Consider the following 25207-nt stretch of genomic DNA (forward strand, 5'->3'; position numbering starts at 1 on the left):
CAAAAGAAAAACCCGCATCCGGCGGCCGGATGCGGGTTTGAATTGCAGACCGCAACGGTCCGTCCTGGGAAATCAGCCTTCGGCGGCCTCGGGTCCGTCATTGTCCTCGATATCGTCCGGGCCCTTGTCCAGCATCTGCTCGGCAATCAGACCGGCATTCTGGCGCAGGACCAGCTCGATCTCATTGGCGACTTCGGGATTGTCCTTGAGGAAGAGTTTCGCATTGTCGCGGCCCTGCCCCAGACGCTGGGAATTGTAGGAGAACCACGAACCGGATTTTTCAACGATACCCGCCTTGACGCCGAGATCGACCAGTTCGCCCGTCTTGGAAACGCCTTCGCCATACATGATGTCGAATTCGACCTGCTTGAAGGGGGGCGCCAGCTTGTTCTTGACCACCTTGACGCGGGTCTGGTTGCCGACCACCTCGTCACGTTCCTTCAGCGCACCGATGCGGCGGATATCGAGACGCACCGACGCATAGAATTTCAGCGCATTGCCGCCCGTCGTGGTTTCAGGCGAACCGAACATCACGCCGATCTTCATGCGGATCTGGTTGATGAAGATGACCATGCAATTGGAGCGGGAAATGGATGCGGTCAGCTTGCGCAGCGCCTGGCTCATCAGGCGGGCCTGCAGGCCGGGGAGAGAATCGCCCATCTCGCCTTCGATTTCCGCACGCGGGGTCAAGGCGGCAACGGAATCGACCACGAGAACATCGATCGCACCGGAACGCACCAGCGTATCGGTGATCTCCAACGCCTGCTCGCCCGTATCGGGCTGCGAGATCAGAAGATTCTCCAGATCCACGCCCAGCTTGCGGGCATAGACCGGGTCCAGCGCATGTTCCGCATCGACGAAGGCACAGATGCCGCCCTTTTTCTGGGCTTCGGCAATCGTATGCAGCGCCAGGGTTGTCTTACCGGAGCTTTCCGGCCCGTAAATCTCGACAATGCGGCCTTTCGGCAGACCGCCAACGCCAAGGGCTATATCCAGGGAAAGCGACCCGGTCGATACCGTCTCGATTTCCACAACCTGCTCATTGCGTCCAAGCCGCATGATCGAACCCTTACCAAAGGCTCTCTCGATCTGTGACAATGCCGCATCCAGCGCTTTCGTTTTATCCACCGAATTACCCTCAACTAACCGCAAAGAATTTTGCGCCATGTTACACTACCCCTGTGCTATCCATGAAGCCCGGATGCTCCGGCCTTTGAAGATATTTGTATCTGTTTTGTTCTCATTTGGCAATATGCACAAGCCATTGAAAAACAATAATAACACAAAAATGTTCTTAAAATGTTCCGAAAATGGACTGCCTGCGCTTGTCCACATGTTCCTCGTGTCCGGGCAGCATGAACGGGAAAACCGCGGCCGGCAAATTCGAATCGTTGCGGCGATTGCGTCGGGGCAGCAGGCCATCTAGAGAAGGAAAGGACCAAGTGTCTTGCAACCGATCATTTTGTTCAGCAAAAGCCACCAACCATGACTCAGGATTACACACCGCTGCTGTTTGCTGTCGGCGGCGCCCATATGGACCGGCGCGGCCAGAGCAGCGTTCCCTTCATTCCCGGCGCGTCCAACCCCGGCATCATGCGCGAAGAGCCCGGCGGCGGCGTGTTCAATGCTTTGCGCCTTGCCGTGCGGCGCGGTGTGCGGGCTGAAATGCTGTCGGTACGCGGCGGCGACCGGGTTGGCGATGTCATCGGCGCCGCCTTTGAGGCCGCCGGAATCAAGGACAGTTCCGCCGTGTTCATCGACCGGGCGACCCCGAGCTATACGGCGATTCTCGATGAACAGGGCGATGTGGTTGCGGCCATTGCCGATATGGCGTTGTATGAACTCGCCCTGCCCCGGCAGCTCAGGCGGCGCAAGGTGCGCGATTCCATCGATGCCGCCGATGCGGTTTTCGGCGATGCCAACCTGCCATCGGAAGCGTTGCAGAAACTGGCGGAGCTTGCCGGCGGCAAACCGCTCTATGCGCTGGCGATTTCCCCGGCCAAGGCGGTGCGGCTGCGGCCGGTTCTCGGCGGTCTCGCCTGCCTGTTCCTCAACCGGCGTGAAGCCTTTGCCCTGACGGGGCTCGGCGCCGATGCCAGCCTGCCCGCTCTGCACCGCGCCCTGATGGCAGAGGGGCTGCAGGCGGCCGTTGTCAGCAATGGCGGCCAGGCTGCACTGGTCTATTCCAGCGGCGGTGCATTCTCCCTTCTCCCGCCCGCGCTGACCGGTATTGCCGATGTGACCGGCGCGGGTGACGCACTGGCCGGCGGCACCATATCGGCGCTGATGCGCGGCCTTCCCCTCGTCGAAGCCGTGCGCGAAGGCTTTGCCGCCTCGGCGCTGACACTGCAAACCCATTCGGCAACGCCGGTCTTCACATCCAGGATTTTCGACGCGGCCCTCGCGACCATACCGGAGGCCATCCCGCTCGCATGAGCCAACGGCCTGATACGACAAAGGAAAGAACCATGACCACAACAGCCCTCAACCCGTTCACTGACATTGCACCGGAGGTACAGAAAGCGCTTGCCGCCGGGCAGCCGGTGGTGGCGCTGGAAAGCACGATCATCACCCACGGCATGCCCTACCCGGACAACAGCCGCATGGCCGCCGATGTCGAGACGATCATCCGCGATGGCGGCGCAGTCCCGGCGACCATCGCCATTATCGATGGCCGCCTGAAGATCGGCATTTCGGCTGAGGAACGTGAGGCGCTGGCGCAGGTCAAGGGCGCGATGAAGCTGTCGCGCGCCGATCTGGCGTTTGCACTGTCGGAAGGCCGCACCGGCGGCACCACCGTTGCCGCCACCATGCTGGCCGCACACATGGCCGGCATCAAGGTATTTGCCACGGGCGGCATTGGCGGCGTGCACATGGGCGCGGAGACCAGTTTCGACATATCGGCTGATCTGGAAGAATTGGGCCGCACCCCGGTGATCGTCGTCTCGGCGGGCGCCAAGGCGATTCTGGATATTGAAAAGACGCTGGAAGTGCTTGAAACCAAAGGCGTACCCGTTGTGGTGCATGGGGCGGACGTTCTGCCGGCCTTCTGGTCGCGCCAGTCGCATCTCAAGGCCCCGTTGCGTCTCGACACGCCGGAAGCCATCGCCAGGTTCCAGGCAACGCGCAGCGCCATCGGCGTCAACGGCGGCATGCTGATCGCCAACCCGATTCCGCTGGAAAGCGAAATTCCGGCCGACATCATGGGCGGATACATCCGTGAAGCCCTGTCGCGCGCCACAAAAAATGGCATCACGGGCAAGGCCGTGACGCCATATCTTCTTTCGGAAATTCTCGACATCACCAAGGGCGAAAGCCTGAAGGCGAATATCGCCCTGGTGGAAAACAATGCACGCCTTGCAGCGCGCATTGCTGTCGCCCTGACACTGGTCAGGTAAGCGGCGAAATCTGCAGTTCGACGCGGCGATTCTGCGACCGGCCGGCTTCCGAATTGTTGGAAGCAATCGGCCGGTCCATGCCCAAGCCGCGAACGGAGAAGCGCCGGTTGTCGATGCCCTGCTGGGTCAGGTAGTTCGAAACGGACAGCGCGCGGCGCTCGGACAGGAGCTGGTTGTACTGCTGGCCACCGACATTGTCCGTATGGCCATAGACATCGATGATGCTCCGGTCGAACTTGCGCAGCACCACTGCAACCGAATTCAGCGTTGCAAAGAACTGCGGCTTCACCGCATCCTGGTCGGTAGCGAAGGTGATGTTCGACGGCATGTTCAGGATGATCTGGTCGCCGTTACGGGTCACCGACACGCCGGTGCCCTGCAGCTGGGCCCGAAGCTCCGATTCCTGGCGGTCCATGTAATTGCCGACGGCACCGCCGGCCAGTGCGCCGATACCAGCACCGATCAGCGCCGCGTTGCGGCCGGATTTGCCACCGCCGCCAACGGCGAGACCACCCAGCGCACCAACCGCTGCGCCAATTGCCGCGCCACCGGCAGTATTCGATATTTTTTGCTCGCCGGTATAGGGATCGGTGGTGGTGCAACCGGCCAAAAACGTCGCGGCAAGACAGCCGATGGCAAACTTCTTGATCATGGAATCAGGTCCCCGTTGGAAATGTTGCGAAATATAGCATCGAATACGGCAAAATATGGAAAGCAAACGGCTAAATCAGCCGTAGCCGCGCCATGGCCAAAGCGTCGACAAATCGCCCGTTCTTGAAGGCATAATCCCGGTGCACGCCTTCCCGTTCGAAGCCGCATTTTTCGTAGAGACCGATGGCTTTGGCATTGTCGGCATGGACCGTCAATTCCAGACGCCGGATGTTGAGCCAGTTGTCCGCCGCATCGATCAGGGCAAGCAGCAGCGCCTTGCCGATGCCACGCCCGGTGAAATCGTCATGCACGCCGAGCCCGAGATGCGCCGTATGGGCGCGCCTGCCATCGGAGCGATGCAGGCCCGCGTGACCAACGATCTGCTGATCGATCTCGGCAACGATGCTTGTCGTCCCCGCGCCCAGACTTTCGAGCCATTTGCGGGTCTGCTCCGCACTTTGAAAGGGCAGGCGCAGAGTACCGGCACGAAAACCGGGTAAATTGGTCAATGCGTTGATCTGTTCAAAATCGGCGACACGCGCCGCCCGGATCGAGAACGCGCTATCGTGGGGTGGTGATAAAGGTTGGTCTTGCATCTTGCTCTCCGTTTGTTCGAGGAGAGCGAAGGTCAGACCCTGCTCGCCTCGTGGCAGGGTCTGGTGAAAGATCGCGTCGACGTCAGCGCAACAGCTCTCCACCACCCCTGAAAAGGAGTGCGGTACCAAGCATCATGATATTCGAACGACGGATCATGCCGCCATCTTTCACCACAATATCAGTGATTTCAAGAGCGTTTCTGATTCAAAACCTGATCCCGGTTCAAAAATTTTGACTGATATGCCGGGCGGAATTCGTTTGCGCCGGCGGTCTTATTCCAACATGCTCCGCGGCACCCAAACGACACCGACAGGATTTCGCATGACTGAGACCTCACAATCACCCGTAGCAATCATCACCGGCGGCGGACGCGGCATGGGCGCAGGCATAGCGCGCGAGCTGCACGCCAGAGGCTACCGGCTCGGCCTGATGTCGCCGTCCGGCAGCGCCATCGAGCTGGCAGCGGAATTGGGTGCAATCGGCATCAAAGGTTCGGCTGGAGAAGCCAAGGATCTGGAAACGCTCGTAGCCAGGACAGCGGAAGCCTATGGGCGTATCGACGCCGTGGTCAACCATACGGGCCATCCGCCGAAGGGTGACCTCATCGACATCACTGACGAGAAATGGGCGCTCGGCAATGATCTGATGGTGCTGAGCGTCGTGCGCATGGCGCGGCTCGTCACACCCTATATGCTGAAGCAGGGCAAAGGCGCCTGGGTGAACATCACCACCTTCGCCGCTTTCGAGCCAAGCCTCGTCTTCCCGGTGTCCTGCGCCTATCGCGCCGCCGTTGGCGCCTATACAAAACTCTACGCGGATCGCTACGCCGCCGACAATATCCGAATGAATGCCTTGCTGCCAGGCTTTATCGACAGCCTCGATCACAAGCCGGGCACCGAGAGCGGCATCCCGATGAAACGCGTCGGCACCATGAACGAAATCGCCAAGACAACCGCGTTCCTGCTGTCGGACGATGCGGGTTACATCACGGGGCAGAACATTCGCGTGGATGGCGGGATCACCAAACACGTCTAGACAGCGTTAAGGGCAGCACATCGAAGGCTGCCCTGCCATATCGTGCGTGGTTCGACAAGCTCACCATGAGGGATGGAGTGGGTTGCAGGGAGCTAATCCTGCAATGTTTCCTAGTAGCCTTGCAGGCAAACCACTTCCCTCATGGTGAGCTTGTCGAACCACGCACCTCTTAATCCCGATCTACATCAGGTTGACGCCGAGGGCTTCACGCAGATGCCGCTGGCCGTTCGGCGTCACGGATACGGCGCGCGTGCCGTCGACGCGCCGGATCCAGCCCCTGTCGAAGCAGTGGCTGCACAATGCGGCACCGATGGCACCGGCCAGATGCGGGCGCCGCTCGCTCCAGTCGAGACAGGGGCGGCACAGGATGCGCCCCTTCTTCTGATGGATCGCACCGACATCCATGCCCAGCCTGTCGAAAAGCGACAGGCCGCTATCCGTCAGTTCACCCGCATCGAGCCCGAGTTCCAGATGCCCGGCCCCGACGAGCGCATCGGTGATCGACACACCGAGCTTTCCCGCCAGATGGTCATAGCAGGTGCGCCCGGCCCGCAATGCGGCATCGCGCGGCCCGGTGCGCACGGTCTTGCTGGGCGTGCCGGGTGTTGCAATCTGCATGATGCTTTCGATCATCTGTGCAACCGCTGGTGATGCGAGCCGGTGATAGCGGTGCCTGCCCTGCTTTTCCACCTGCAGAAGCCCGGCCTCCGTCATGCGCGTGAGATGGCTGCTGGCCGTCTGGGCCGTAATCCCGGCGAGCTGCGCCAGTTCACCCGCTGTCAGCGCGCGTCCATCCATCAGGCCCGTGAGCATGCTGGCGCGGCCGGGATCTCCGGCCAGCGCGGCGATTTCGGCAAATCTGGCGGTGTTCGACATGGCATTCTTCCGTGACTGCTTCCGGGCCGATACTGGCCTATCCACGGCAAGGATGCTTCGAAAACGCTCGAAGTATCAAGTGCGCCCTCTATTCGCTTTCCAGCATTTCCTTGACCGACGTCGCCAGCTGCTTCAGCGAGAAGGGTTTTGGCAGGAAGCCGAATTTGGCATCTTCCGGCAGGTTGCGGGCAAAGGCGTCTTCCGCATAACCGGAAACGAAGATGAACTTGATATCCCCGTATTCCTTGCGCAGTTCGCGCAGCAGCGTCGGGCCGTCCATCTCCGGCATCACCACGTCGGACACGATGATATCGACCTTGCCACCCAGTTCCTTCATCACTTCAAGCGCTTCGACGCCGCTGGACGCCTCGTGCACGGTATAGCCGCGCGATTGCAGGGCCCGGACACCGCCCATGCGCACCGCATCCTCGTCCTCGACGAGGAGAACCGTTGCGGAGCCGGAAAGATCGGTGGCCTTCTCGACCTTCTTTTCCTTCTTCGGCGCTTCAACCGCAATCACTTCACCTGCCGCGTTGAGGACCGGAGCCTCCACATGGCGCGGCAGGAAGATGCGGAATGTGGTGCCCTTGCCAAGTTCGGATTCGCAATGGATCGAGCCGCCGGTCTGCTTGATGATACCGTAGACCATGGAAAGCCCGAGACCGGTGCCCTTGCCGACTTCCTTGGTGGTGAAGAACGGTTCGAAAATCTTCTCGATGACCTCGGGCGGCATGCCGGTGCCGCTGTCCTGCACCTCGACCAGGACATAGTCGCCCGGCAGGAGATCGCGGTAGTTCAGCGCCGCGCTTTCGCTCTCGCCGATATTGCGGGTGCGGATGGTCAGATCGCCGCCCTCCGGCATGGCATCGCGCGCATTGACGGTCAGATTGACCACCACCTGCTCGAACTGGCCGAGATCGGCACGCACTGGCCACAGGTCGCGGCCATGCTCGATCTTGAGGTTGACCTGCGTTCCCGCAAGCCGTGTCAGCAGCATGCGCACATCGGCAATGACATCGGTGAGGTCAAGCACTTCCGGACGCAGGGTCTGGCGCCGCGAGAATGCCAGGAGCTGCCGCACCAGCGATGCCGCGCGGTTGGCGTTCTGCTTGATGTTCATGATGTCGGCAAAGGATGGATCGGACGCCCGGTGATTGGTGAGCAGCAGGTCGGACGACATGATGATTGCCGTCAGCACATTGTTGAAGTCGTGGGCGATACCGCCCGCAAGCTGGCCGACGGCCTGCATCTTCTGGCTCTGGGCCATGGTGGCTTCCAGCGCCTTTTGCTCCGTGGTTTCCACGACGGAAACGATGGCAGCCTCCTCGGCACCCTCTTCCGAGCCGGCATCGAAGACCGGACTGATGTAGAAGCGCAGATGACGCTCCTCATGCCCGGGAATGACCGTATCCACCGGCGAAATTTCCGCCTTGCCGGCAAAGGCAGCGGCCAGCGCCCGGTCGAAAGCTTCTCTGTCGCGCTCATGCACGACGGTTTCCAGTGGCGTGCGCCGGTCGATGGCATCGCGGTCCACCACGGGCGAGAACAGGCCGAGGAACCGCGCATTGGTGCGCAGGATCTTGCCTGAAGCATCGACGGCGGCAATCGCCATGGATGCCGAGTTGAAGAAGCGGGTGAACCGCACTTCGGCGGCGCGCAGGGCGGCGGAATTGTCTTCGCCTTCGGCGCGGTTGAGCACGATTGTCCGGGTCGGGCCGCGCTTGCCGTCGCGCTGCGCCTGCACACGGTGATAGAAGCGCACGGCGAGGCTCTGGCCGTTCGCCTTGGCCAGATCGAGATCGATCACCGTGTTGCGGCTGGTACCCGGTTCCGTCTTCACAGCATTGATCAGCGCCATGCCGTTGCCCGCGACGACATCGCGGACCGTCATGGAACCCGGCGTGAACTTGGTCAGGTCAATCCCCAGCCATTCGGCCAATGTCGCATTGATATAGGTGATGCGCCCGTCAGGGTCGGCGGAGAAAAAGCCCGCCGGGGCATGGTCGAGGTGATCGATAGCCTCCTGAATATCCTGGAAATAGCGCTCCTGCTCGGCGCGCTCGGCGGAGATATCGGCGATCTGCCATGCAAAAACCGGCGCTGTCTGACCGGGAATACCCGCAACGGCACGGGCCTTGACGCGATACCAGGTCGGTATCGGCGCGCGCGCGGGGTCGAGCGGCCGCGACAGGCGCAGCTCCTCCTGGCCGGAAATACCGTCCCGCACCGCATTGGCCAGCCGGTAGATCGGATCGGAAGCGGCGCTTTCACTGGAAAGGATGTGCTCTATCGCCCGGACATCGCTGGAATTGGTCACGCCAGTCAGCTGGGCATAGGCGCGGTTGGCGTAGACGATACGGCCCTTCTGATCGGTGACAACCGTGCCCTCGGGAAACGTATCGACAAAGGCGCGCGTCAGTTCATCGCTGGTGCCGCGCGGTGTAAACTGGATGACATTGATGGCCGAACCGAAGAGATAGAACACGCCGGTCATGGCCAGCGTGCCGAGCAGTCCCAGCAGGAACTGCTGCCCCAGCTGGTCGCGATAGATGAAATAAAGGATGGAAACGCCGACCAGCACAATGCCGAGAATGACAAGACGCAAGGCCGCCTTGATCGACTTTGTGTTCGCAATGATCGGTTCTGGATAAAGATCGTTGTTCGTCTCTTGAGACATCCGTCTCAAACCCCTTCTTTTCATCGCGGAAGCTGCCCGGGCAGGCCACAATATTTTGAACCGGCTGAGGTCCGTATGACCAATGCTGGTTCCGAATCGTTTGGATCATATCTTTGATGCCGTATAAACCCCAAGCGTGCAGAACCAGCCATTATTTCACGGTTTCGCACGGCAATTGCGGCACAAGATCGGCACGACCAGCCGATAGCCACAGGCCAGACGATGCGTCAGGGTTGCAGCAGGCAAAGGCTCGCACTAGTGTCACACAGATTATTGCTCCGGGTTCCATGTCGGGGGACGTGCCTTTTGGCCCGGAGAATGTAAAGGAGAGTTCGTCATGCATAATTGGCTGGTCGCTGTCGTCGGCGAAACCGCTGCCCCGATTGTCGGGTTCATCCTTCTTTTCGCACTGGTCATTGTCCTTCTGCTGCTGGTCTTTGCCGTTTTGCGGCGCGTCACCGGCGGAACCTTCGTCGCCGGCGGGCGCAACCGTCAGGTCCGCCTGTCGGTGACCGATGCCGCCGCTGTCGATAATCGCCGCCGTCTGGTTCTGGTGCGGCGCGACGACGTGGAGCACCTGATCCTGATCGGCGGCCCCAGCGATTTGGTGATCGAGCAGAATATCCGTCAGTTTGCCAAGCCGCAGTCCCGCGTCGAACCCGCAGCCACCATTGCTCCGGCGGATGCCGAGCCGAAGGCCGAGGCGCGGCCGGTTGAGGCACCCCGCCCGCAGCCCGTGGCTCCGGCGCGCGTTTCACCGCCCGTCACTCCGGTCAGCCGGCCCGCAGCGCCGGTGCAGCCTGCAACACCGCCCGCGCCGGTTCGTCCGGCCGCTCCGGTTCAAGCGGCGGCTCCGCAACGCGAAACGGTGCAGCCTGAACCACAGCGCCCCATCACGGCAGCAACGCCGCTGCCGCCCGTTCCACCCATGGCGCCCATTCCTCCGATCGCCAGTGCGCCCGATCCCGTCTCGCCGCCCGCCGCCGTGCAGCAGCCTGCCGGGTCACCCCATATCGAGGCGCCGCATAGGGACAATGGCTGGCAGCGGACGGCCTCGCCGTCCTTTGGTGCAAGCCAGCGCAGCGAACCGCACATCGATGCCCTGCCGCATTTTGACGAGACACATCCGGAAACCAAGACGCCGGTGGAAACCAGAACCACCACAGCGGCGGCATTCCCGTTCGCCGTGCAGAGTGAAGGCGTAAGGTCCATCCACGAAGATTCGTCGCTGGAAATTCTCGGGCCGGCCAAGGCGAAGGAACCGGACATCAATCTGGCGGACCTTGATTTCGGCGATGCGTTCGAGTCGGATCTCGAAGGCGAGCTCCACATCACGCCCGATGAGGAAGTGCGCAAGGAGACCGGCAGCATCGAGGACGAAATGGAGCGCCTGCTCGGCGATCTGTCCAGGCCGGAAAAGCGTTAGTCTTCAAAAAGACTTCTCCAATAAAAAAGCCCGGAACGATCCGGGCTTCTTTATTGGTTTCATCAAGGTCGCATCAATCGTCGCGGTAGACTTTCTCGCGTCGTTCGTGACGTTCCTGCGCCTCGATGGAAAGTGTAGCTATCGGCCGTGCATCCAGACGCTTCAAGCTGATCGGATCACCGGTCTCCTCGCAAAACCCGTATGTTCCGTCATCAATGCGCTGCAAGGCTGCATCGATCTTTGAGATCAGTTTGCGCTGCCGGTCACGCGCCCGCAACTCGATCGCACGGTCCGTTTCGGACGATGCACGATCAGCGATATCTGGCAGGTTCGCATTTTCCTGCTGCAGGATCTCAAGCGTTTCACGCGCCTCCCGCAGAATGTCGTTCTTCCAGTTGATTAGTTTTTCACGAAAATAGGATTTCTGCCGATCACTCATGAAAGGCTCGTCATCCGTGGGCTTATAGTCAAGATCGATAAGTTTATTCATCTTTGAATCACCCTGCACCTATGAGACGCGAGGAGGCCTATATAGGTCGTGTCACAAAGCCGCACAACTGCAAAACGACAGGCTGTTAAGGGATTCGAACAAAGCGATTTTGCTTAAATAATCGGCAAACAATCCGCCAAATACGGGCCATCTCGACATAAAATGCGATATTCCAGCCGAAAATACGGCAAAATCTCGGTTTTGGCCGCCAGTATCCGCTGGCGCTGTTTAACCATTGCCTCGCAGAAATGCAGGCCGCCCATAAATAGGACAGGCCGGTTTTGCACAATTATTTGAGAATTGCGTCATTTGCCGCAGAGGTTTATCCATTCATTGTGCCCTAAAAGAACCAAAACACTGTGGGGTTAAGGGTCCAGATCCATTAATCTGATCGAAAGGGCGCCTGAAACGGCAAGAAGATGCGAGGAGAGGCGTGAAGGGCGGGGCCTTTCCCCCGACCGAGCGGCTCGACACTGCAGCTTGCAGCCGTTTCGGCGTCCGGAGGATATGGTCTTTTCGCCCGGCTACATCGTCGCAAAGGCTTGAAAATGAACCACATTGCCATCGCCTTTGTTCCTTGTATCCGAACGAAAAGCCTCATACCATTTCGACCAGATTAACGGGTCCGGACCCTAAAGATGAGCCAGGTCTATTTACTCCGCCATGCCAAAGCAGTCTGGCCATCTCCCGGGCAAAAAGACTTTGACCGGACTTTGGATTCCGTCGGGATTCAATCGGCAACCGTTCTCGGCGAAGAGATGAAGCGGTTCGGGCTGCGGCCGGACATCGTCCTCTGCTCGACCGCCGTTCGGGCAAGGCAGACACTGGAGCATATCGCCCTGCAACCGCCCTTCATTCTGGAAGATCTGGAAAAACTCTATTCCGGCAGCGCCGACAACTATCTGACAGCCATCCGCATGGCGGGGCTTGAGCATGAAAATGCCCATTCCGTCATGCTGGTCGGCCATAATCCGATGATGGAGGATGTGGCCATTGCCCTTGCCGGGCGCGGCGATCCGCCCGCTCACCCCACCTTCGCAGCCGGTTTTCCCACGGCGGGGCTCGCCGTCATTGATTTTGCCGTCCCCCTGGCGGAAATCCGTCACGGAACCGGGACGCTGAGCACGTTCCTGTCGCCTTCCGAGCACCTCTGAAAAAAGCCAACGTCTTGTCATTGGACGTGTCACCCCTATATCCGGGCCGAGAACGGACGAAAGTGCAGGACGATTGACTTGGGAACACTGACAACACTGACCGACGAGGCAAAGATCGCCCTCGATACACTGGCGGATCGTACCGCGGGGCTGGTTTCGCCCTCGCTCCGGCTTGGTGTGACCGGCCTTTCCCGGGCGGGCAAGACCGTTTTCATCACCGCGCTGGTGCACAACCTCATCCACGGCGGCAGGCTGCCGATGTTCGAAGCGCAGAAATCCGGACGGATCGCCAAGGCCTATCTGGAGGAGCAGCCGGACGACGCGGTGCCGCGTTTCCAGTATGAGGATCACCTCAAGGCGCTCATTGAGGACCGTGTCTGGCCGGATTCCACCCGAGCCATTTCGGAGCTGCGGCTGACCATCGAATACGAATCCGCGTCGATGTGGAACCGCATGTTTTCCGGCGGCAAGCTTTCCCTCGATATTGTCGACTATCCCGGCGAATGGCTGCTCGACCTGCCGCTCCTCAACAAGTCCTATGCCGAATTCTCCAGCGACTCCTTCGATCTGGCGCGCCTTGAAAGCCGCCGCGAGCTGGCAAGCGAGTGGCTTGCCGTGGCGGATGCCATTGACGCCGATGCGCAGGCCGACGAAGTAACGGCGCAGCGACTTGCGCGCAGTTTCACCGGCTACCTCAAAGCGGGAAAGGCAGACGAGCGCGCATTGTCGACGCTGCCGCCCGGCCGTTTTCTGATGCCCGGCGATCTCGACGGCTCACCCGCCCTCACCTTCGCACCCCTGCCCAATCTCAAATCCGGCAAGTTCCGCCCCGGCTCGCTGGCCGCCATGATGGAGCGCCGCTACGAGGCCTACAAGACCCATGTGGTCAAACCGTTTTTCCGCGAGCACATTGCCCGGCTCGACCGGCAGATCGTGCTGGTCGATGCCATGCAGGCGATGAATGCGGGATCGTCCGCCATTGCCGATCTCGAGCGTGCCCTGACGGAAATCCTCTCCTGCTTTCGCCCCGGCAGCACCAATTTCCTCACCGGGCTTGTCCAGCGGCGCATCGGCCGCATTCTTATTGCCGCAACGAAGGCCGATCATCTGCACCATGAAAGCCATGACCGGCTGCAGGCCATCGTCCGCCGCCTGGTGGACCGGGCCGTCGGCCGTGCCGACTTTTCCGGCGCGAATGTCGACGTGCTGGCCATGGCGGCGGTGCGCACCACGCGCGAGGCAACCGTCACCCAAGGCAAGGAAATCCTCCCCGTTATCGTCGGAACGCCGCTGAAGGGCGAAACGATCGACGGCGAACACTTCGACGGCAAGACGGAAACAGCCATATTTCCCGGCGACTTACCGGAAAGACCGGATTCAATTTTCGAAGGACCGGAATCAGCTTCTGAAGATCCGGCCATTCGCTTCGTCCGTTTCCGTCCGCCGGTACTCGAAAAGACCGCAGAAGGGTTTACACTCTCGCTGCCGCATATCCGGCTTGATCGCGCGCTTCAGTTCCTGATCGGAGACCGCCTCGCATGACCGACAGCACCCCACGCAAACCTGCAGCCTTCCGCATGGCCCCGCCGGAGACAGCCGCGCGCGCCGGGGCGGAAACGACGCACAAACCCGCCGAAGCCCGCAGGCCCGCCGCAATCAGGGATATCGCGGTGATCACACCGGCACCCGTTGATGTGTTCGACCTCGATGCCGCAACGGCAGATGAACTGGATGCCTTGACCCCGCCACCGGCCCTGCCGCGCAAGAAACGGTTCTCCTTTGCGTCGGTGCTGACCGGCTCCCTCGGCGTATTGGTGTCGCTCGCCGTCGGGCTATGGGCCGACAATCTCATCCGCACCCTGTTCGAGCGCGCGCCCTGGCTTGGCTGGGCGGCGCTTGCCGTCGGCATCGTCGCCGCTCTCTCGCTTTTCGCCATCGTCATCCGCGAAACCCTGGCCCTGCGCCGCCTCGCGTCCGTACAATCGCTGCGCGATGAGGCGGCCAAGGCGGCGGCCGACAATGATGCACGGCAGGCCAAGACCGCCGTCGCGCGGCTGGTTACCATCGCCGAGACCATGCCGGCGACCGCCAAGGGCCGTGCCCTGCTGCATGATCTGCGCGACGACGTGATCGACGGACGCGATCTCATCCGCCTGACGGAAACCGAATTGCTGCGCCCGCTCGACCGGCAGGCGCGCGAGCTCATTCTCGCCGCTGCAAAGCGCGTTTCGGTTGTCACCGCCGTCAGTCCGCGCGCCCTCGTCGATATCGGCTATGTGATTTTCGAGTCGGCCCGGCTGATCCGCCGCCTGTCGGAACTCTATGGCGGGCGCCCCGGCACGCTGGGCTTCCTCAAGCTGACCCGCAACGTGATCGCCCATCTCGCCGTCACCGGCACCGTGGCCATGGGCGACAGCATCGTCCAGCAGCTTGTCGGCCACGGGCTCGCCGCAAAGCTCTCGGCGCGGCTGGGCGAAGGCGTCATCAACGGCCTGATGACCGCGCGCATCGGCATTTCCGCAATGGATCTGGTCCGCCCGTTTCCGTTCAATGCGGAAAAACGCCCGGGGATCAGTGATTTTATTGGGGATCTTGCCCGTATCGGCGGCGGGAAAAAACAATAATCCTGTGGACGGGGTTGCAATTTCGGCAGGAATGGCAACCATCCGTTAACCATTCCAACCGATGATCGGTCATCGTCATTTCAATGATTTGTGTTGAGTAACCCGAATGAAAACACGCGCAGCTGCCGCTACCATATCTTTGTTCGCATGCGCGCTCTTCGCGTTTTCCGCACAAGCCAAGGACAAAGACAAGGACGCCGAGTTCTTTCAGACCGTCGAAGGCCAGTGGGTTGGTCCCGGCGAGATCGTTGCCGGCAAGTACAAAGGCACGAAATTCACCTGCACGCTCGACGGTTCAACGCCCGATGAGACCGCAGGCATGACGCTGGACGGCAATTGCCGTGTCGGCATTTTCAACCAGCCGATGAAGGCAACCATCGCCCGTTCCGGCGGCACCTATAAGGGCACGTTCCTCGACGGTGCAGCGGGCAAGGGCCTTGATATCACCGGCGGCAGTGTTGCCGGCGACCGGGTTGTCCTGAACATCACCCGCAAACAGCTGACCGGCGCAATGCTGGCCAAGTTTACCGGCGACAACACGCTGAACGTCACCATATCCGTGCGGCTCGAAGATACGCTGATCCCGGTTGTCGGCATGACCCTGAAGCGCGTGGACAACACCGCGGTCAGCAGCATCGCCAAGAACTGATCAATCCGTTCGGTTGTCGCGCCACCAGCCCGCCTCGTCGCGGGCTTTTTCTATGCCGGAACGGTCACACAGGAGAGCCCATCCGGCAATGCTTTTGCCGCCGACCACAAGGTCCGGCGCGATATCGCCGAGCGGCACCAGCACAAAGGCCCGTTCCGTCATGCGCGGATGCGGCAGTGTCAGCGTCGGGCTTTCAAAGTGCTCCCTGCCCTCATAGACCAGAAGGTCGATGTCGATGATGCGCGGCCCCCAGCGTTCGATCCGCTCCCGTTTCATCCTGCGCTCGATGTCCAGCGTGGCCGCCAGCAAAGCTTCCGGTTCGAGGGATGTTTCGACACAGGCACAGGCATTGTGAAACCACGCCTGATCGATCTTTCCCCACGGCGGGGTCCGGTAAACCGGCGAAACGGCAGCAACCCGCGTATCATCGCGGCGGTCAAGGGCCTGCAGGGCTTCCGCCATCGACTGAACGGGTTCGCCGATATTGCCGCCCAGTCCCAGCCACGCCTTGTGCACCGGGCTCATGTTCCGGCACTCCGGGTTGCAAGCATGGCATCGGCAATGGCCAGCGCATCCCGGTTCATCCTGACATCGTGCACGCGAAACACATCCGCACCGGCCAGCCGCAGGATCGCGGATGTCGCGGCCGTGACCACGTCGCGCTGGTCCGCATCGCGCCCTGTCACCGCGCCGAGGAAACGCTTGCGCGACGTACCCGCCAGGAAGGGATAACCAAAGGCCCGCAGCTCGCCGAACCGCCGCATCAGGGCGAGATTTTCCTCGGTTTCCTTGGCAAAGCCGAATCCGGGATCGAGCACGATCTGCTCGCGCGCCACGCCGGCCAGCCTGGCGATCTCCAGCGAGCGGTTGAGGAAAGCGAATTGGTCAACGATGACATCCGGATCGCGCTCCCGCTCCCGGCCCGTATGCATGATGACAAGCCCCGCACCGGTTTCCGCCGCAAGATCGGCAATCGCCGGTTCGCGCTGGACACCCCACACGTCATTGACGATATGCGCACCGGCGGCAACGGCCAGCCGCGCGGTTTCCTCGCGATAGGTATCGACGGAAATGAGCACATCGGTTTGCCCGGCCAGGGCTTCAATCACCGGAAGTACCCGCGCCTGTTCGGTCCGGGGATCGACGCGGGTTGCGCCGGGACGGGTCGACTCGCCGCCGACATCGATGATGGTTGCCCCCTCGGCAATCATCGCCCTCGCCCCCTCGATGGCCTTGTCCAGCGCCAGATGTACGCCGCCATCGGAAAACGAATCCGGCGTGACATTGAGAACACCCATGATGACAGACACCGGCCCGAGCGTGAGGGATCGCCCATGCGCCAGACGCCACTCTCTTTGCATGGGATGCTCCTTTCAAGACTGTACTGCTGCCGTTGTTTTTGAACAGAACGGCCGTCACGTCAATTCATCCGCAACGTTTTTGGCGCTACAGTATCGGCAGCACAGGCAGGCTTTGGCCGAAATGAAGGACCAGTCCCCATGAAAACGATTGTCAGAACGGCGGCTCTCGCACTTGCATGCCTGCTCGCGACAGAAAGCGCCAATGCGGCCGTGGTCCTGCGCAATTACAAGTATTTCACGCTGTCCGGCACCACCGCCGCCGATCTCGACCGCGAGTTGAGCCGGCGTGGTCCGCAACTGCACAAGACCGGGCCTCGCCATCCCGGCGCGACACAGATGCGGTTCAACACCAAGGTCAAATACGGCTCCGACGGCAAGAGCTGCCGGGTTGTCGAGGCAAACATCACCATTCACGCCCAGGTTCACCTGCCGCGCTGGAAGCAGCGCGCTTCGGCCAAGCCCGATCTCGCCATGATCTGGGATACGCTGTCGGCCGATATCAAACGTCATGAAGAGAGCCATATCGTGATCGCCCGCACCGCCGCCGGCGATATGGAACGGGCGATGAAAGCCCTGCCCTGGCGCAGCAATTGCGAAGAGATGAAAGCCGATGCGGCCAAGCTCATGGTCAAGCTGATGAAGGAGCAGGACGCTGCGCAGATTCAGTTTGACCGCGTGGAGGGAAAGAATTTTGAGCGCCGCTTCGAACGGCTGCTCATATTCCGCATCCAGCGAGAGATGGAAAAGAAAAAGGGATAGCGTGACCGGCGCTGACGCGCCGGCGCATTCTTCAAGCGACGCCCAGCTTCTTCTGCAGGCTGGTCGATGAGGTCGTATACTGGAACACCACCCGTTCGCCGGGGCTGACGATGCGTTTGGCCGCCTGGGTCATCAGCGCGGCCTCGTGGAAACCGGACAGGATCAGCTTGAGCTTGCCGGGATACCAGTTGATGTCGCCGATGGCGAAAATCCCCGGTTCCGAGGTTTCGAAGGTTTCGACATTCACCGGTATGAGATTTTCATGCAGGTTGATCCCCCAATCGGCGATAGGGCCGAGTTTCATCGTCAAACCGAAGAACGGCAGCAGGCGGGTGACCGGAATCTCCGTCTCGCCCTCCGCAGCCTTGATCGTGGCGCTGGACAGTTGCCCGTCGGTGCCCGTCAGGCCGGAAACCTGTCCAAGCTCGAACCGCACGCTGCCGCGTTCGACCAGTTCGAACATTTTCTTGACGCTGTCGGGTGCCGCGCGGAATTCGGCACGGCGATGCACCACGGTCAGGCTGCGGGCGATGGGCTGCAGGTTCAGCGCCCAGTCCAGCGCCGAATCGCCGCCGCCGACAATCAGCACGTCTTCGTCACGGAACTCTTCCATGCGGCGCACCGAATAAAAGACACTCTTGCCCTCGAAGGCCTCAATGCCGGGAACCGGCGGACGCTTCGGCTGGAATGAGCCACCGCCGGCGGCGATCACCACCACTTTGGTCTCAAAAATCTCGCCTTCGTCCGTTTCCACGTGGAACTGGCCATCGGGCTGACGTTCCAGCCGGGTGACCATGCGATTGAAATGAAATTGCGGCGCGAACGGCTTGATCTGCTCCATCAGCTTGTCCGTCAGCCCCTGCCCGCTGATTTCGGGCCAGGCCGGAATGTCATAGATCGGCTTTTCCGGGTAGAGTTCGGCGCATTGGCCGCCGGGACGGTCGAGAATATCGATCAGATGGCATTTGAGATCGTAAAGGCCGAGTTCGAATACGGCAAAGAGGCCGACAGGCCCGGCACCAATGATCACAACGTCCGTTTTGGTTATTTCACTCATCGACAATTCCTCATGACAAACCAGTGCAGTATTTCATACCCGCCCGCGGTCTGGAATGGAGCAATTCTAATCGGTCGGTGAGAAAATATCAGGCAAAATATGCGGAATGTCAGGCCTGACGTTCCGGAACATGCACGACAAGGCCGTCCAGTTCATCGGAAACGCGAATCTGGCAGGACAGGCGCGAGCTCGGACGCACGTCATAGGCGAAGTCCAGCATGTCTTCTTCCATGGCTTCCGGCTCTCCGGCCGCGTCCTTCCATGCCCCATCGACATAGACATGGCAGGTCGCGCAGGCGCAGGCACCGCCGCATTCCGCGTCGATGCCCGGCACGGCGTTGCGGATGGCACTTTCCATCACGGTCGAGCCGTTCTCGGCTTCCGTTTCAATCCGGACGCCATCGAAAGTGACAAACGTGATCTTTGCCATGAAAAGAACCCCAAGCAGAAAAGTTACCGCTGAGATAGGGATTTGGGCAGGGAAGTCAATTGCACTCCCTGACGCAGCCTTGGGGGGCCTGCCCCCGGGGCCGAGGCCCTAGCGCGTGATCGCCGCTATATAATCACGTACACCGTCGATTTCGGGATGAAGTTCGCTGAGCAGCTTCGTGTTGCCGGGCGACTGTTCAATCGATTCGGCCAGATCGGCCACACGGAAGGCACCAACGGCGCGTGCCGAACCCTTGAGCGATTTGGCAAGACGGACCCGTTCATCCGCGTTCGCCTGGCTCAACCGGTTGACGATTCCGGAGATTTGCCGGGAGAACAGGCTGAGGATTTCGGTCTCGAGTGCACGGTTGCCGAATGTCTCGCGGGTAAGATGCACAAGATCGATCGGCCGTTTGCGCGATGGTTTGGACGTTTCGCCGCCCGGCAGCGCAAAAGCCATTGACGCTTGTTGTGGCAGTGCCATGATACTCTCCTGAACTCAGACTCAAATGAATGCACAAGTTTAATCAAATGCCGGATATTCTGGGTTAAAGCGTGGCCGCTACCCCCCGAATTGGCCCGATGTGGTGAACGAAGGGTTAATTCAGGCATTCCGGCAAAATTTGGTTCGGGCCAAAAAAATTAACCTTGTGTTTAAACTTTTAAGCATTTCCCGAATCCATTGTTTCTTTCCAATCCATGTGCCAGTACGATAGACTTAAGGCGTAAAGAGTATGGCGCAGTCGACTCCACATGTGGTCACTGCCCAATATTGCGAGGTAAACATGGCCACAGCCCCGAAGAACAAAGCAGCGAAAGCCGAGGACGAACTTGGTGAAGCTCTTGAAAAGGCTCTAGAAATTGATTTCGATGAGTCTACACTCGGCATGGATATGGATCTTTCGCCAGTCGATGACGATCTGATCTCTTTCAACGATCTCGAAGCGCAGATTTCCCAGGCAGCGCAGGAACTGGCAGCGGAAAAACATATTCCGCCCGTCGCTCCGGAACCCGTAAAGCCCGTGGAAATCAAGGAAAGCCTTGCCGCGGAGAACACGATTCCGCTGCCGGCGCCCAAGCCGCAGATTCAGGCTGCCAACCCGATTCCCGCTGCTCCGCCCGCGCCGCCAAAGGCGCCCGCCGTGCCGCCGCAGACATTCAAGCCGGCAAATGACGATTTGCTGCAGAATACCCAAACGACCCGCTCGCCGGTTTCAAACCAGGCGCCACGCTCCTATGGACTGGTCACCGCAATCGTCAGCGTGCTCTGGGCCGCCGGCGTTCTTGCGCTTGGTCAGGCGCTCTACGGCTCGTCCCTGTGGTCGATTCGGTCCTTCGCCGATTTTGCCGCTGCGCCCTATGCGATTGCCCTTGCCGTCGCGATCATCGTTCCGATCATGCTGTTCTGGGCCTTTGCCCTGATGGTGCGCCGCGCGCAGGAAATGCAGTATGCCGCCCGCTCCATGGCCGAAGCCGCCATGCGTCTTTCCGAGCCGGAAATGCTCTCGTCCGACCGCGTGGCCTCGCTGGGCCAGGCCGTTCGCCGTGAAGTCGCCGCGATGAGCGAAGGTGTCGAACGCACCCTCGCCCGTGCCGTTGAGCTGGAAACGCTTGTTCAGACCGAGGTCAACCAGCTGGAACGCGTCTATACGGACAACGAACACCGCATCCGCACGCTGGTCGACCGTCTTGGCGGCGAACGCGAATCGGTCATCGGCCATGCCGAACGGGTTCGTGCGTCGATCTCCAGCGCACATGAACAGCTGAAGGATGAACTGTCCCTGGCTGGCGATTCGCTGCGTGACAATCTGCTCAACGCCTCGACCAACCTGACCATGTCGATCAACCAGTCCGGCGACACGCTCATCGATCGCCTGACCCAGAGCGGCCATACAATTGCCGAATCGATCGGCTCGCGCTCCGACGACATCTCGGCCAAGATCACCACTTCGGGCGAAGCCTTTGCAAATCTTCTGGAAATGCGGATTGCAGCCCTGTCCGAACAGACCGATTCGGTGACGATGAAGCTGGCCGATACGCTGGATGGCCGCACCAACAGCATGCTCTCGCTGCTCGGCAACGCCACCCAGACCCTGGTCGGTGAATTCGATACGCGTCTCGCCGGGCTCGACACCACAATCAACGAGCGCGGCCGTTCCCTGCTCGCTGAATTCGAAACCCGCGCCCAGTCGCTGGATGCCAGCACCGAACGCCTGAATTCAGCGCTGGAAGCCCGTGCGCGCCAGATCAATGAACAGTTGATCGAACGCACCCGCGACATCGCCAAGACCTTCACTGACGGCCGCGCTTCGATTGACGGTATCGTCGACGAGACGAAGGCGAAGATCGGCAACGACCTGTCGAGCCTTTCCGAATCGGTTGGAAGCCTGCTGTCCACCAATACGACGCTCTTTGCCGACAGGTTGGCCGAAAGCCGCGAAGCCCTCGCTGCGACCCTTTCCGGCGAAACAGAACGGGCTGCCTCGATCATTCGCGATCAGGCCGGACAGCTTGGCGACCATACGTCGACCCTGCGCTCCGTTCTCGAAACCAGCACGGCAGCCATCGGCCAGATCATCGACGGTCACACCGCATCGCTTGATGACCGCACCTCCGGTCTGCGTGCGGCACTGGCTGACAATGATGCCCGTATCGGCGCGACGCTCGATTCCCATGCCAAGGCCATCGAGGACCGCACGTCGGGCATGCATGCTGCATTCTCCGACACGGATGAAAAGATCCGCCAGACCCTGGACGAACATGTGCGCAGCATCGATGCCCGCAGTGCCGGCGTTGAAGCCGCGATCCTGGCTGGCGATGCCCGCATCGGCCAGACGCTCGAAGCCCATGCCAAGATCATGGACGACCGCACGTCCGGTATGCGCGCCGCCTTTGTCGACACGCACGCCAAGATTGCCCAGACTCTTGACCATCATGCCAAGAGCCTGGACGAACGCAATCAGGACATCCAGCTCGCTCTGGCTGGCAGCGACGCCAAGCTTGACGAGACGCTGGCTGCCCACACGCAGGCCATTGACGCCCGCAACGCGGAAATCCAGTCGACCCTGCTCAACAGCGGTGCGCGCATCGACGGCACACTCAGCGGCTTCATCGAATCCGTTGATGGCCGGACAAGCCGCATTGAAAGCGCATTGACCAGCAGTGACGAGCGCATCAGCAATGTCCTGGCATCGCATGCCAGCGCCATTGAGGACCGCACCGCCGGTATCGAACAGGCGCTCGCCAACAGCGATACACGCATCGGCAACACGCTTTCTTCCCATGCCTCGGCATTGGATGAGCGCACGGCGGCCATCCAGGCGGCGCTTGAAAACACCCATGCGCAAATCGGCCAGACCCTGGCCGGTCACGCCTCGATCATCGACGAACGCACTGCCGGCATCCGCTCTGTTCTCGACAGCAGCAATGCACAGATCGGCAATGTGCTCACCTCGCACGTCACCGCCATCGACGAACGTGCCGCCGGAATCCGGGCAACGCTCAACGACAGCAACGCACAGTTCGGTGATACGCTTGCCTCGCATGTCAATGCGATTGACGAACGGGCAGCCGCAATCTCGGCAGCGCTTTCGAACAGCAGTGCGCGCATCGATGACACGCTCGCCTCGCATGTCGGCGCTATTGACGAGCGGGCTGCGACGATCACGTCGACGCTTGCCAACAGCACCGCCAAGATCGGCAGCACACTTGCCTCGCACGTCAACACGCTTGATGAGCGCGCGGCAGCCATCCAGGCAACGCTTGCCAACAGCAATGCCGGTATCAGCGATACGCTTGCCGCCCATGTCGGCACGATCGACGAGCGGGCCGCGGCCATCGCGGCAAGCCTCGCCGACAGCGATGCCCGCATTGGTGAGACACTCAACACCCATGCCAGCGTGCTCGACGACCGTATCAGCGGTATTCGCGCGGCGATGGAACATGGCAATACGACGCTCAGCCAGACCCTTGACGGTCAGGCCAGCGCCATCAGCGATCGTACCGTTGCCCTGCAGGCCGTTCTGCACGACAGCGCCGAAGTGCTCGCCAAGGCGTTCGAAACCCATGGCGGCACCATCGACGAACGCACGACGACCATGCAGAGTGCGCTCGCCATGGGTGTCGACAATGTCCGCAAGTCGCTTGAACAGAGCGCCTCGGTCGTTGCCCGCACCCTGCGCGACAAGATCACCGAAGCCGCTTCCACCCTCACCGGCGAAGCACAGAAGGCCGGTGAAGCACTCGACGGCCACGGCGAGGCATTCAGCCAGCGCATGAATGAAAGCCTGGCTGAAACCGAGAAGCGTCTTGGTCAGCGGGCAACGGAAGCCGCCGCCAATCTGGAAGCACTGGAAGCCCGCTTCACCGCGGCCACGGATTCCACCGCCTCCAAGCTGGCCGAAAGCACCCGCGAACTCAACGAAGTGCTGGCAGCCCGCTCGCAGGAAATCATCAGCATCCTCGACAACACGGCGCAGCCGCTCGTCGAGAGCCTTGCTGACAATGGCCGTACGCTCGCTTCGCAGCTTGTCGAAGCCACCACGGCGGCGACAGAACGCCTGCGCGTGGAAAATGCGGCCCTGATCAATGCCATCGCCAGCCGCACTGCGGAAACCATCACCGCTGTCCAGGAAGCCAAGGCAGGCCTGACCGACGACGTCAGCAACCTGATCGACCGCCTCTCATCTTCCAATGCGAAGCTGGGCGAGTTGATCGACATGGCCACCAAGAACCTTGGCGACATCGATGGCCGCCTCCTCGACACGACAACCACCTTTGCCGAAAACGCAACGCGTGCGGCCGAGTCCTTCCAGTCCTCGACACGCCTGATCGACGGCAATATCGGCAAGCTCTCGCAGCTGTCGAACACGACACTCGTCGACATTGCTTCCATCGCCAAGCGTTTCGACGACCATGGCAAGATGCTGGGTGCTGCATCGGAACTGATCAACTCGTCGCAGTCGAACCTCGCTTCGACCTTCGACGAACGTCAGGCCGCCCTGCAGAATCTGGCAACCGGTCTGGTGGAGAAATCCGAGCACATCGAAAAGACCATGCGGTCGTTCGAATCCCTCGTCTCCTCCGCCTTCGACCGGGCCGAAGGCCGTGCCACGCAGACAACCGAACAGATCCGCAATTCGATCGCGGAAGTTGTCGAACAGGCATCGCAGAAGTTCGCCAATGCGACGGACGAAATCCGCCGCTCCTCCGCCGCCATCCGTGCGGAACTCGAAGAGACCCGCTCCGAATTGCAGCGCGGCGTCATGGACATGCCGGAAGAAGCCAAGCAGTCGACCGCGCAGATGCGCAAGGCTGTTTCCGAGCAGATCAATGCGCTGAAGGAACTGTCGGAAATCGTGCAGAAGTCCGGACGCCTGACCGACGTCGGCGAAGCCCGGGCAGCCCGCGCCCCTGCTCCTGCCCGTACGGCAGCAGCCGTTGCACAGGCCCCGCAGCCGCAGCGCAGCGAGCCGGTTGCAGCACCACGCGCCGTTGCTGCAGCACCCGCTGCTCCGGCCCCGGCCATGCGCGGCAGCCTCGACGTGCGCGGCAACCCCGAACAGCCCAAGCAGGGCAATGGCTGGGTTTCCGACCTGCTCCGTCGTGCATCCAGTGATGAAGCTCCGGCCGAGCCAAAGGCAAAGGCGCCCGAGGCACGCTCGCCCGGTCAGGTGGTTGAATCGCTGAACTCGCTTTCGGTCGATATCACCCGTGCTATCGACCACGAGGCTTCGGTTGAACTGTGGCAGCGTTACCGCGCCGGTGAACGCAATGTGTTCACCCGTCGCCTCTACACGCTGAAGGGTCAGCAGACGTTTGACGAGATCAAGCGCAAGTACCAGGCAGACAGCGAATTCCGCCGTGCCGTCGACCGCTACATGGACGACTTCGAGCGCCTGCTGGAAGACGTTGCCCGCAATGATCGCGACAATGTCCTGACCCAGAACTACCTGACGTCGGATACCGGCAAGGTCTACACCATGCTGGCCCATGCGAGTAACCGCCTGCGCTAAGGCGCGTTAC

21 protein-coding genes are annotated in these 25207 nt (G+C 60.9%); 10 read left to right on the plus strand and 11 right to left on the minus strand.

The window, feature by feature from the left end:
• Positions 1 to 72 precede the first annotated feature (72 nt).
• Positions 73 to 1167 carry a recombinase RecA gene (gene recA / locus ACIQWS_RS10485; protein WP_403176154.1) on the minus strand — a complete coding sequence of 365 codons (1095 nt, stop codon included), beginning with the start codon at positions 1165 to 1167 and terminating at the stop codon, positions 73 to 75.
• Positions 1168 to 1485: 318 nt separating this feature from the next.
• Between recA and ACIQWS_RS10490 the strand changes: the two genes are divergently transcribed.
• Positions 1486 to 2436 carry a carbohydrate kinase family protein gene (locus ACIQWS_RS10490; RefSeq protein WP_403176158.1) on the plus strand — a complete coding sequence of 317 codons (951 nt, stop codon included), beginning with the start codon at positions 1486 to 1488 and terminating at the stop codon, positions 2434 to 2436.
• Positions 2437 to 2468: 32 nt separating this feature from the next.
• Complete coding sequence (locus tag ACIQWS_RS10495; protein WP_223612954.1) at positions 2469 to 3398, plus strand: pseudouridine-5'-phosphate glycosidase; 930 nt, start codon at positions 2469 to 2471, stop codon at positions 3396 to 3398.
• On the opposite strand, the gene ACIQWS_RS10500 is transcribed toward ACIQWS_RS10495, so the two are convergent.
• Positions 3391 to 4050: an OmpA family protein gene (locus ACIQWS_RS10500; RefSeq protein ID WP_403176163.1), complete on the minus strand. Its 660-nt coding sequence runs from the start codon at positions 4048 to 4050 to the stop codon at positions 3391 to 3393. The genes ACIQWS_RS10495 and ACIQWS_RS10500 overlap by 8 nt on opposite strands.
• A 70-nt stretch (positions 4051 to 4120) precedes the next feature.
• Positions 4121 to 4645, minus strand: a complete 525-nt coding sequence (locus ACIQWS_RS10505; protein ID WP_403176171.1) for a GNAT family N-acetyltransferase — start codon at positions 4643 to 4645, stop codon at positions 4121 to 4123.
• A gap of 322 nt (positions 4646 to 4967) precedes the next feature.
• On the opposite strand from ACIQWS_RS10505, the gene ACIQWS_RS10510 reads away from it, so the two are divergent.
• A complete protein-coding gene (locus tag ACIQWS_RS10510; RefSeq protein WP_403176174.1) occupies positions 4968 to 5681 on the plus strand; it encodes an SDR family oxidoreductase in 714 nt (237 codons plus the stop codon).
• Positions 5682 to 5861: 180 nt separating this feature from the next.
• On the opposite strand, the gene ACIQWS_RS10515 is transcribed toward ACIQWS_RS10510, so the two are convergent.
• The gene (locus tag ACIQWS_RS10515) at positions 5862 to 6557 is read right to left on the minus strand and encodes a winged helix-turn-helix domain-containing protein (RefSeq protein WP_346308045.1); all 696 of its coding nucleotides are present in this window, start codon (positions 6555 to 6557) and stop codon (positions 5862 to 5864) included.
• A gap of 88 nt (positions 6558 to 6645) precedes the next feature.
• Complete coding sequence (gene cckA / locus ACIQWS_RS10520) at positions 6646 to 9234, minus strand: cell cycle histidine kinase CckA (RefSeq protein ID WP_403176182.1); 2589 nt, start codon at positions 9232 to 9234, stop codon at positions 6646 to 6648.
• A gap of 337 nt (positions 9235 to 9571) precedes the next feature.
• Between cckA and ACIQWS_RS10525 the strand changes: the two genes are divergently transcribed.
• A complete protein-coding gene (locus tag ACIQWS_RS10525; protein ID WP_346308043.1) occupies positions 9572 to 10660 on the plus strand; it encodes a hypothetical protein in 1089 nt (362 codons plus the stop codon).
• A gap of 73 nt (positions 10661 to 10733) precedes the next feature.
• On the opposite strand, the gene dksA is transcribed toward ACIQWS_RS10525, so the two are convergent.
• Positions 10734 to 11150 (minus strand): RNA polymerase-binding protein DksA, encoded by a 417-nt coding sequence (gene dksA / locus ACIQWS_RS10530; protein WP_091877580.1) that lies wholly within the window; start codon positions 11148 to 11150, stop codon positions 10734 to 10736.
• Between the two features lie 638 nt (positions 11151 to 11788).
• Between dksA and ACIQWS_RS10535 the strand changes: the two genes are divergently transcribed.
• The 4 genes from ACIQWS_RS10535 to ACIQWS_RS10550 all read left to right on the plus strand — a co-directional run bounded on the left by ACIQWS_RS10535 (position 11789) and on the right by ACIQWS_RS10550 (position 15577).
• Complete coding sequence (locus ACIQWS_RS10535) at positions 11789 to 12304, plus strand: SixA phosphatase family protein (protein WP_403176193.1); 516 nt, start codon at positions 11789 to 11791, stop codon at positions 12302 to 12304.
• 78 nt (positions 12305 to 12382) lie between these two features.
• Complete coding sequence (locus tag ACIQWS_RS10540) at positions 12383 to 13846, plus strand: YcjX family protein (RefSeq protein WP_403176196.1); 1464 nt, start codon at positions 12383 to 12385, stop codon at positions 13844 to 13846.
• The gene (locus ACIQWS_RS10545) at positions 13843 to 14928 is read left to right on the plus strand and encodes a YcjF family protein (protein WP_403176199.1); all 1086 of its coding nucleotides are present in this window, start codon (positions 13843 to 13845) and stop codon (positions 14926 to 14928) included. The genes ACIQWS_RS10540 and ACIQWS_RS10545 overlap by 4 nt, the downstream gene beginning before the upstream one ends.
• A gap of 106 nt (positions 14929 to 15034) precedes the next feature.
• Positions 15035 to 15577, plus strand: coding sequence for a hypothetical protein (locus tag ACIQWS_RS10550; protein WP_223612944.1), 543 nt, complete (start codon positions 15035 to 15037; stop codon positions 15575 to 15577).
• Here ACIQWS_RS10550 and folK read toward each other — a convergent pair whose 3' ends face one another.
• Positions 15578 to 16102, minus strand: a complete 525-nt coding sequence (gene folK / locus ACIQWS_RS10555) for a 2-amino-4-hydroxy-6-hydroxymethyldihydropteridine diphosphokinase (RefSeq protein WP_346308039.1) — start codon at positions 16100 to 16102, stop codon at positions 15578 to 15580.
• Complete coding sequence (gene folP, locus ACIQWS_RS10560) at positions 16099 to 16938, minus strand: dihydropteroate synthase (protein WP_403176205.1); 840 nt, start codon at positions 16936 to 16938, stop codon at positions 16099 to 16101. Before folP ends, folK begins: the two co-directional genes overlap by 4 nt.
• A gap of 138 nt (positions 16939 to 17076) precedes the next feature.
• On the opposite strand from folP, the gene ACIQWS_RS10565 reads away from it, so the two are divergent.
• Complete coding sequence (locus tag ACIQWS_RS10565) at positions 17077 to 17697, plus strand: DUF922 domain-containing Zn-dependent protease (protein ID WP_403176209.1); 621 nt, start codon at positions 17077 to 17079, stop codon at positions 17695 to 17697.
• A gap of 31 nt (positions 17698 to 17728) precedes the next feature.
• On the opposite strand, the gene ACIQWS_RS10570 is transcribed toward ACIQWS_RS10565, so the two are convergent.
• From ACIQWS_RS10570 to ACIQWS_RS10580, 3 genes are all read right to left on the minus strand, one after another.
• Positions 17729 to 18754, minus strand: coding sequence for an NAD(P)/FAD-dependent oxidoreductase (locus tag ACIQWS_RS10570; protein ID WP_403176218.1), 1026 nt, complete (start codon positions 18752 to 18754; stop codon positions 17729 to 17731).
• A 109-nt stretch (positions 18755 to 18863) separates the two neighbouring features.
• Positions 18864 to 19184 carry a 2Fe-2S iron-sulfur cluster-binding protein gene (locus ACIQWS_RS10575; RefSeq protein ID WP_240370589.1) on the minus strand — a complete coding sequence of 107 codons (321 nt, stop codon included), beginning with the start codon at positions 19182 to 19184 and terminating at the stop codon, positions 18864 to 18866.
• Between the two features lie 108 nt (positions 19185 to 19292).
• Positions 19293 to 19667 carry an Hpt domain-containing protein gene (locus tag ACIQWS_RS10580; protein WP_346308035.1) on the minus strand — a complete coding sequence of 125 codons (375 nt, stop codon included), beginning with the start codon at positions 19665 to 19667 and terminating at the stop codon, positions 19293 to 19295.
• Between the two features lie 301 nt (positions 19668 to 19968).
• On the opposite strand from ACIQWS_RS10580, the gene ACIQWS_RS10585 reads away from it, so the two are divergent.
• Positions 19969 to 25197, plus strand: a complete 5229-nt coding sequence (locus ACIQWS_RS10585; protein ID WP_403176228.1) for a kinesin — start codon at positions 19969 to 19971, stop codon at positions 25195 to 25197.
• Positions 25198 to 25207: the final 10 nt, after the last annotated feature.

Origin of the sequence: Phyllobacterium sp. NPDC097923 (assembly GCF_044760925.1) — a bacterium.
Classification (GTDB): Bacteria; Pseudomonadota; Alphaproteobacteria; order Rhizobiales; family Rhizobiaceae; genus Phyllobacterium; species Phyllobacterium calauticae.

Coding starts and splice junctions, on each gene's coding strand:
- recA (WP_403176154.1), bottom strand. CDS start 1,167: ATGGCGCAAAATTCTTTGCGGTTAGTTGAGGGTAATTCGGTGGATAAA.
- ACIQWS_RS10490 (WP_403176158.1), top strand. CDS start 1,486: ATGACTCAGGATTACACACCGCTGCTGTTTGCTGTCGGCGGCGCCCAT.
- ACIQWS_RS10495 (WP_223612954.1), top strand. CDS start 2,469: ATGACCACAACAGCCCTCAACCCGTTCACTGACATTGCACCGGAGGTA.
- ACIQWS_RS10500 (WP_403176163.1), bottom strand. CDS start 4,050: ATGATCAAGAAGTTTGCCATCGGCTGTCTTGCCGCGACGTTTTTGGCC.
- ACIQWS_RS10505 (WP_403176171.1), bottom strand. CDS start 4,645: ATGCAAGACCAACCTTTATCACCACCCCACGATAGCGCGTTCTCGATC.
- ACIQWS_RS10510 (WP_403176174.1), top strand. CDS start 4,968: ATGACTGAGACCTCACAATCACCCGTAGCAATCATCACCGGCGGCGGA.
- ACIQWS_RS10515 (WP_346308045.1), bottom strand. CDS start 6,557: ATGTCGAACACCGCCAGATTTGCCGAAATCGCCGCGCTGGCCGGAGAT.
- cckA (WP_403176182.1), bottom strand. CDS start 9,234: ATGTCTCAAGAGACGAACAACGATCTTTATCCAGAACCGATCATTGCG.
- ACIQWS_RS10525 (WP_346308043.1), top strand. CDS start 9,572: ATGCATAATTGGCTGGTCGCTGTCGTCGGCGAAACCGCTGCCCCGATT.
- dksA (WP_091877580.1), bottom strand. CDS start 11,150: ATGAATAAACTTATCGATCTTGACTATAAGCCCACGGATGACGAGCCT.
- ACIQWS_RS10535 (WP_403176193.1), top strand. CDS start 11,789: ATGAGCCAGGTCTATTTACTCCGCCATGCCAAAGCAGTCTGGCCATCT.
- ACIQWS_RS10545 (WP_403176199.1), top strand. CDS start 13,843: ATGACCGACAGCACCCCACGCAAACCTGCAGCCTTCCGCATGGCCCCG.
- ACIQWS_RS10550 (WP_223612944.1), top strand. CDS start 15,035: ATGAAAACACGCGCAGCTGCCGCTACCATATCTTTGTTCGCATGCGCG.
- folK (WP_346308039.1), bottom strand. CDS start 16,102: ATGAGCCCGGTGCACAAGGCGTGGCTGGGACTGGGCGGCAATATCGGC.
- folP (WP_403176205.1), bottom strand. CDS start 16,938: ATGCAAAGAGAGTGGCGTCTGGCGCATGGGCGATCCCTCACGCTCGGG.
- ACIQWS_RS10565 (WP_403176209.1), top strand. CDS start 17,077: ATGAAAACGATTGTCAGAACGGCGGCTCTCGCACTTGCATGCCTGCTC.
- ACIQWS_RS10570 (WP_403176218.1), bottom strand. CDS start 18,754: ATGAGTGAAATAACCAAAACGGACGTTGTGATCATTGGTGCCGGGCCT.
- ACIQWS_RS10575 (WP_240370589.1), bottom strand. CDS start 19,184: ATGGCAAAGATCACGTTTGTCACTTTCGATGGCGTCCGGATTGAAACG.
- ACIQWS_RS10580 (WP_346308035.1), bottom strand. CDS start 19,667: ATGGCACTGCCACAACAAGCGTCAATGGCTTTTGCGCTGCCGGGCGGC.
- ACIQWS_RS10585 (WP_403176228.1), top strand. CDS start 19,969: ATGGCCACAGCCCCGAAGAACAAAGCAGCGAAAGCCGAGGACGAACTT.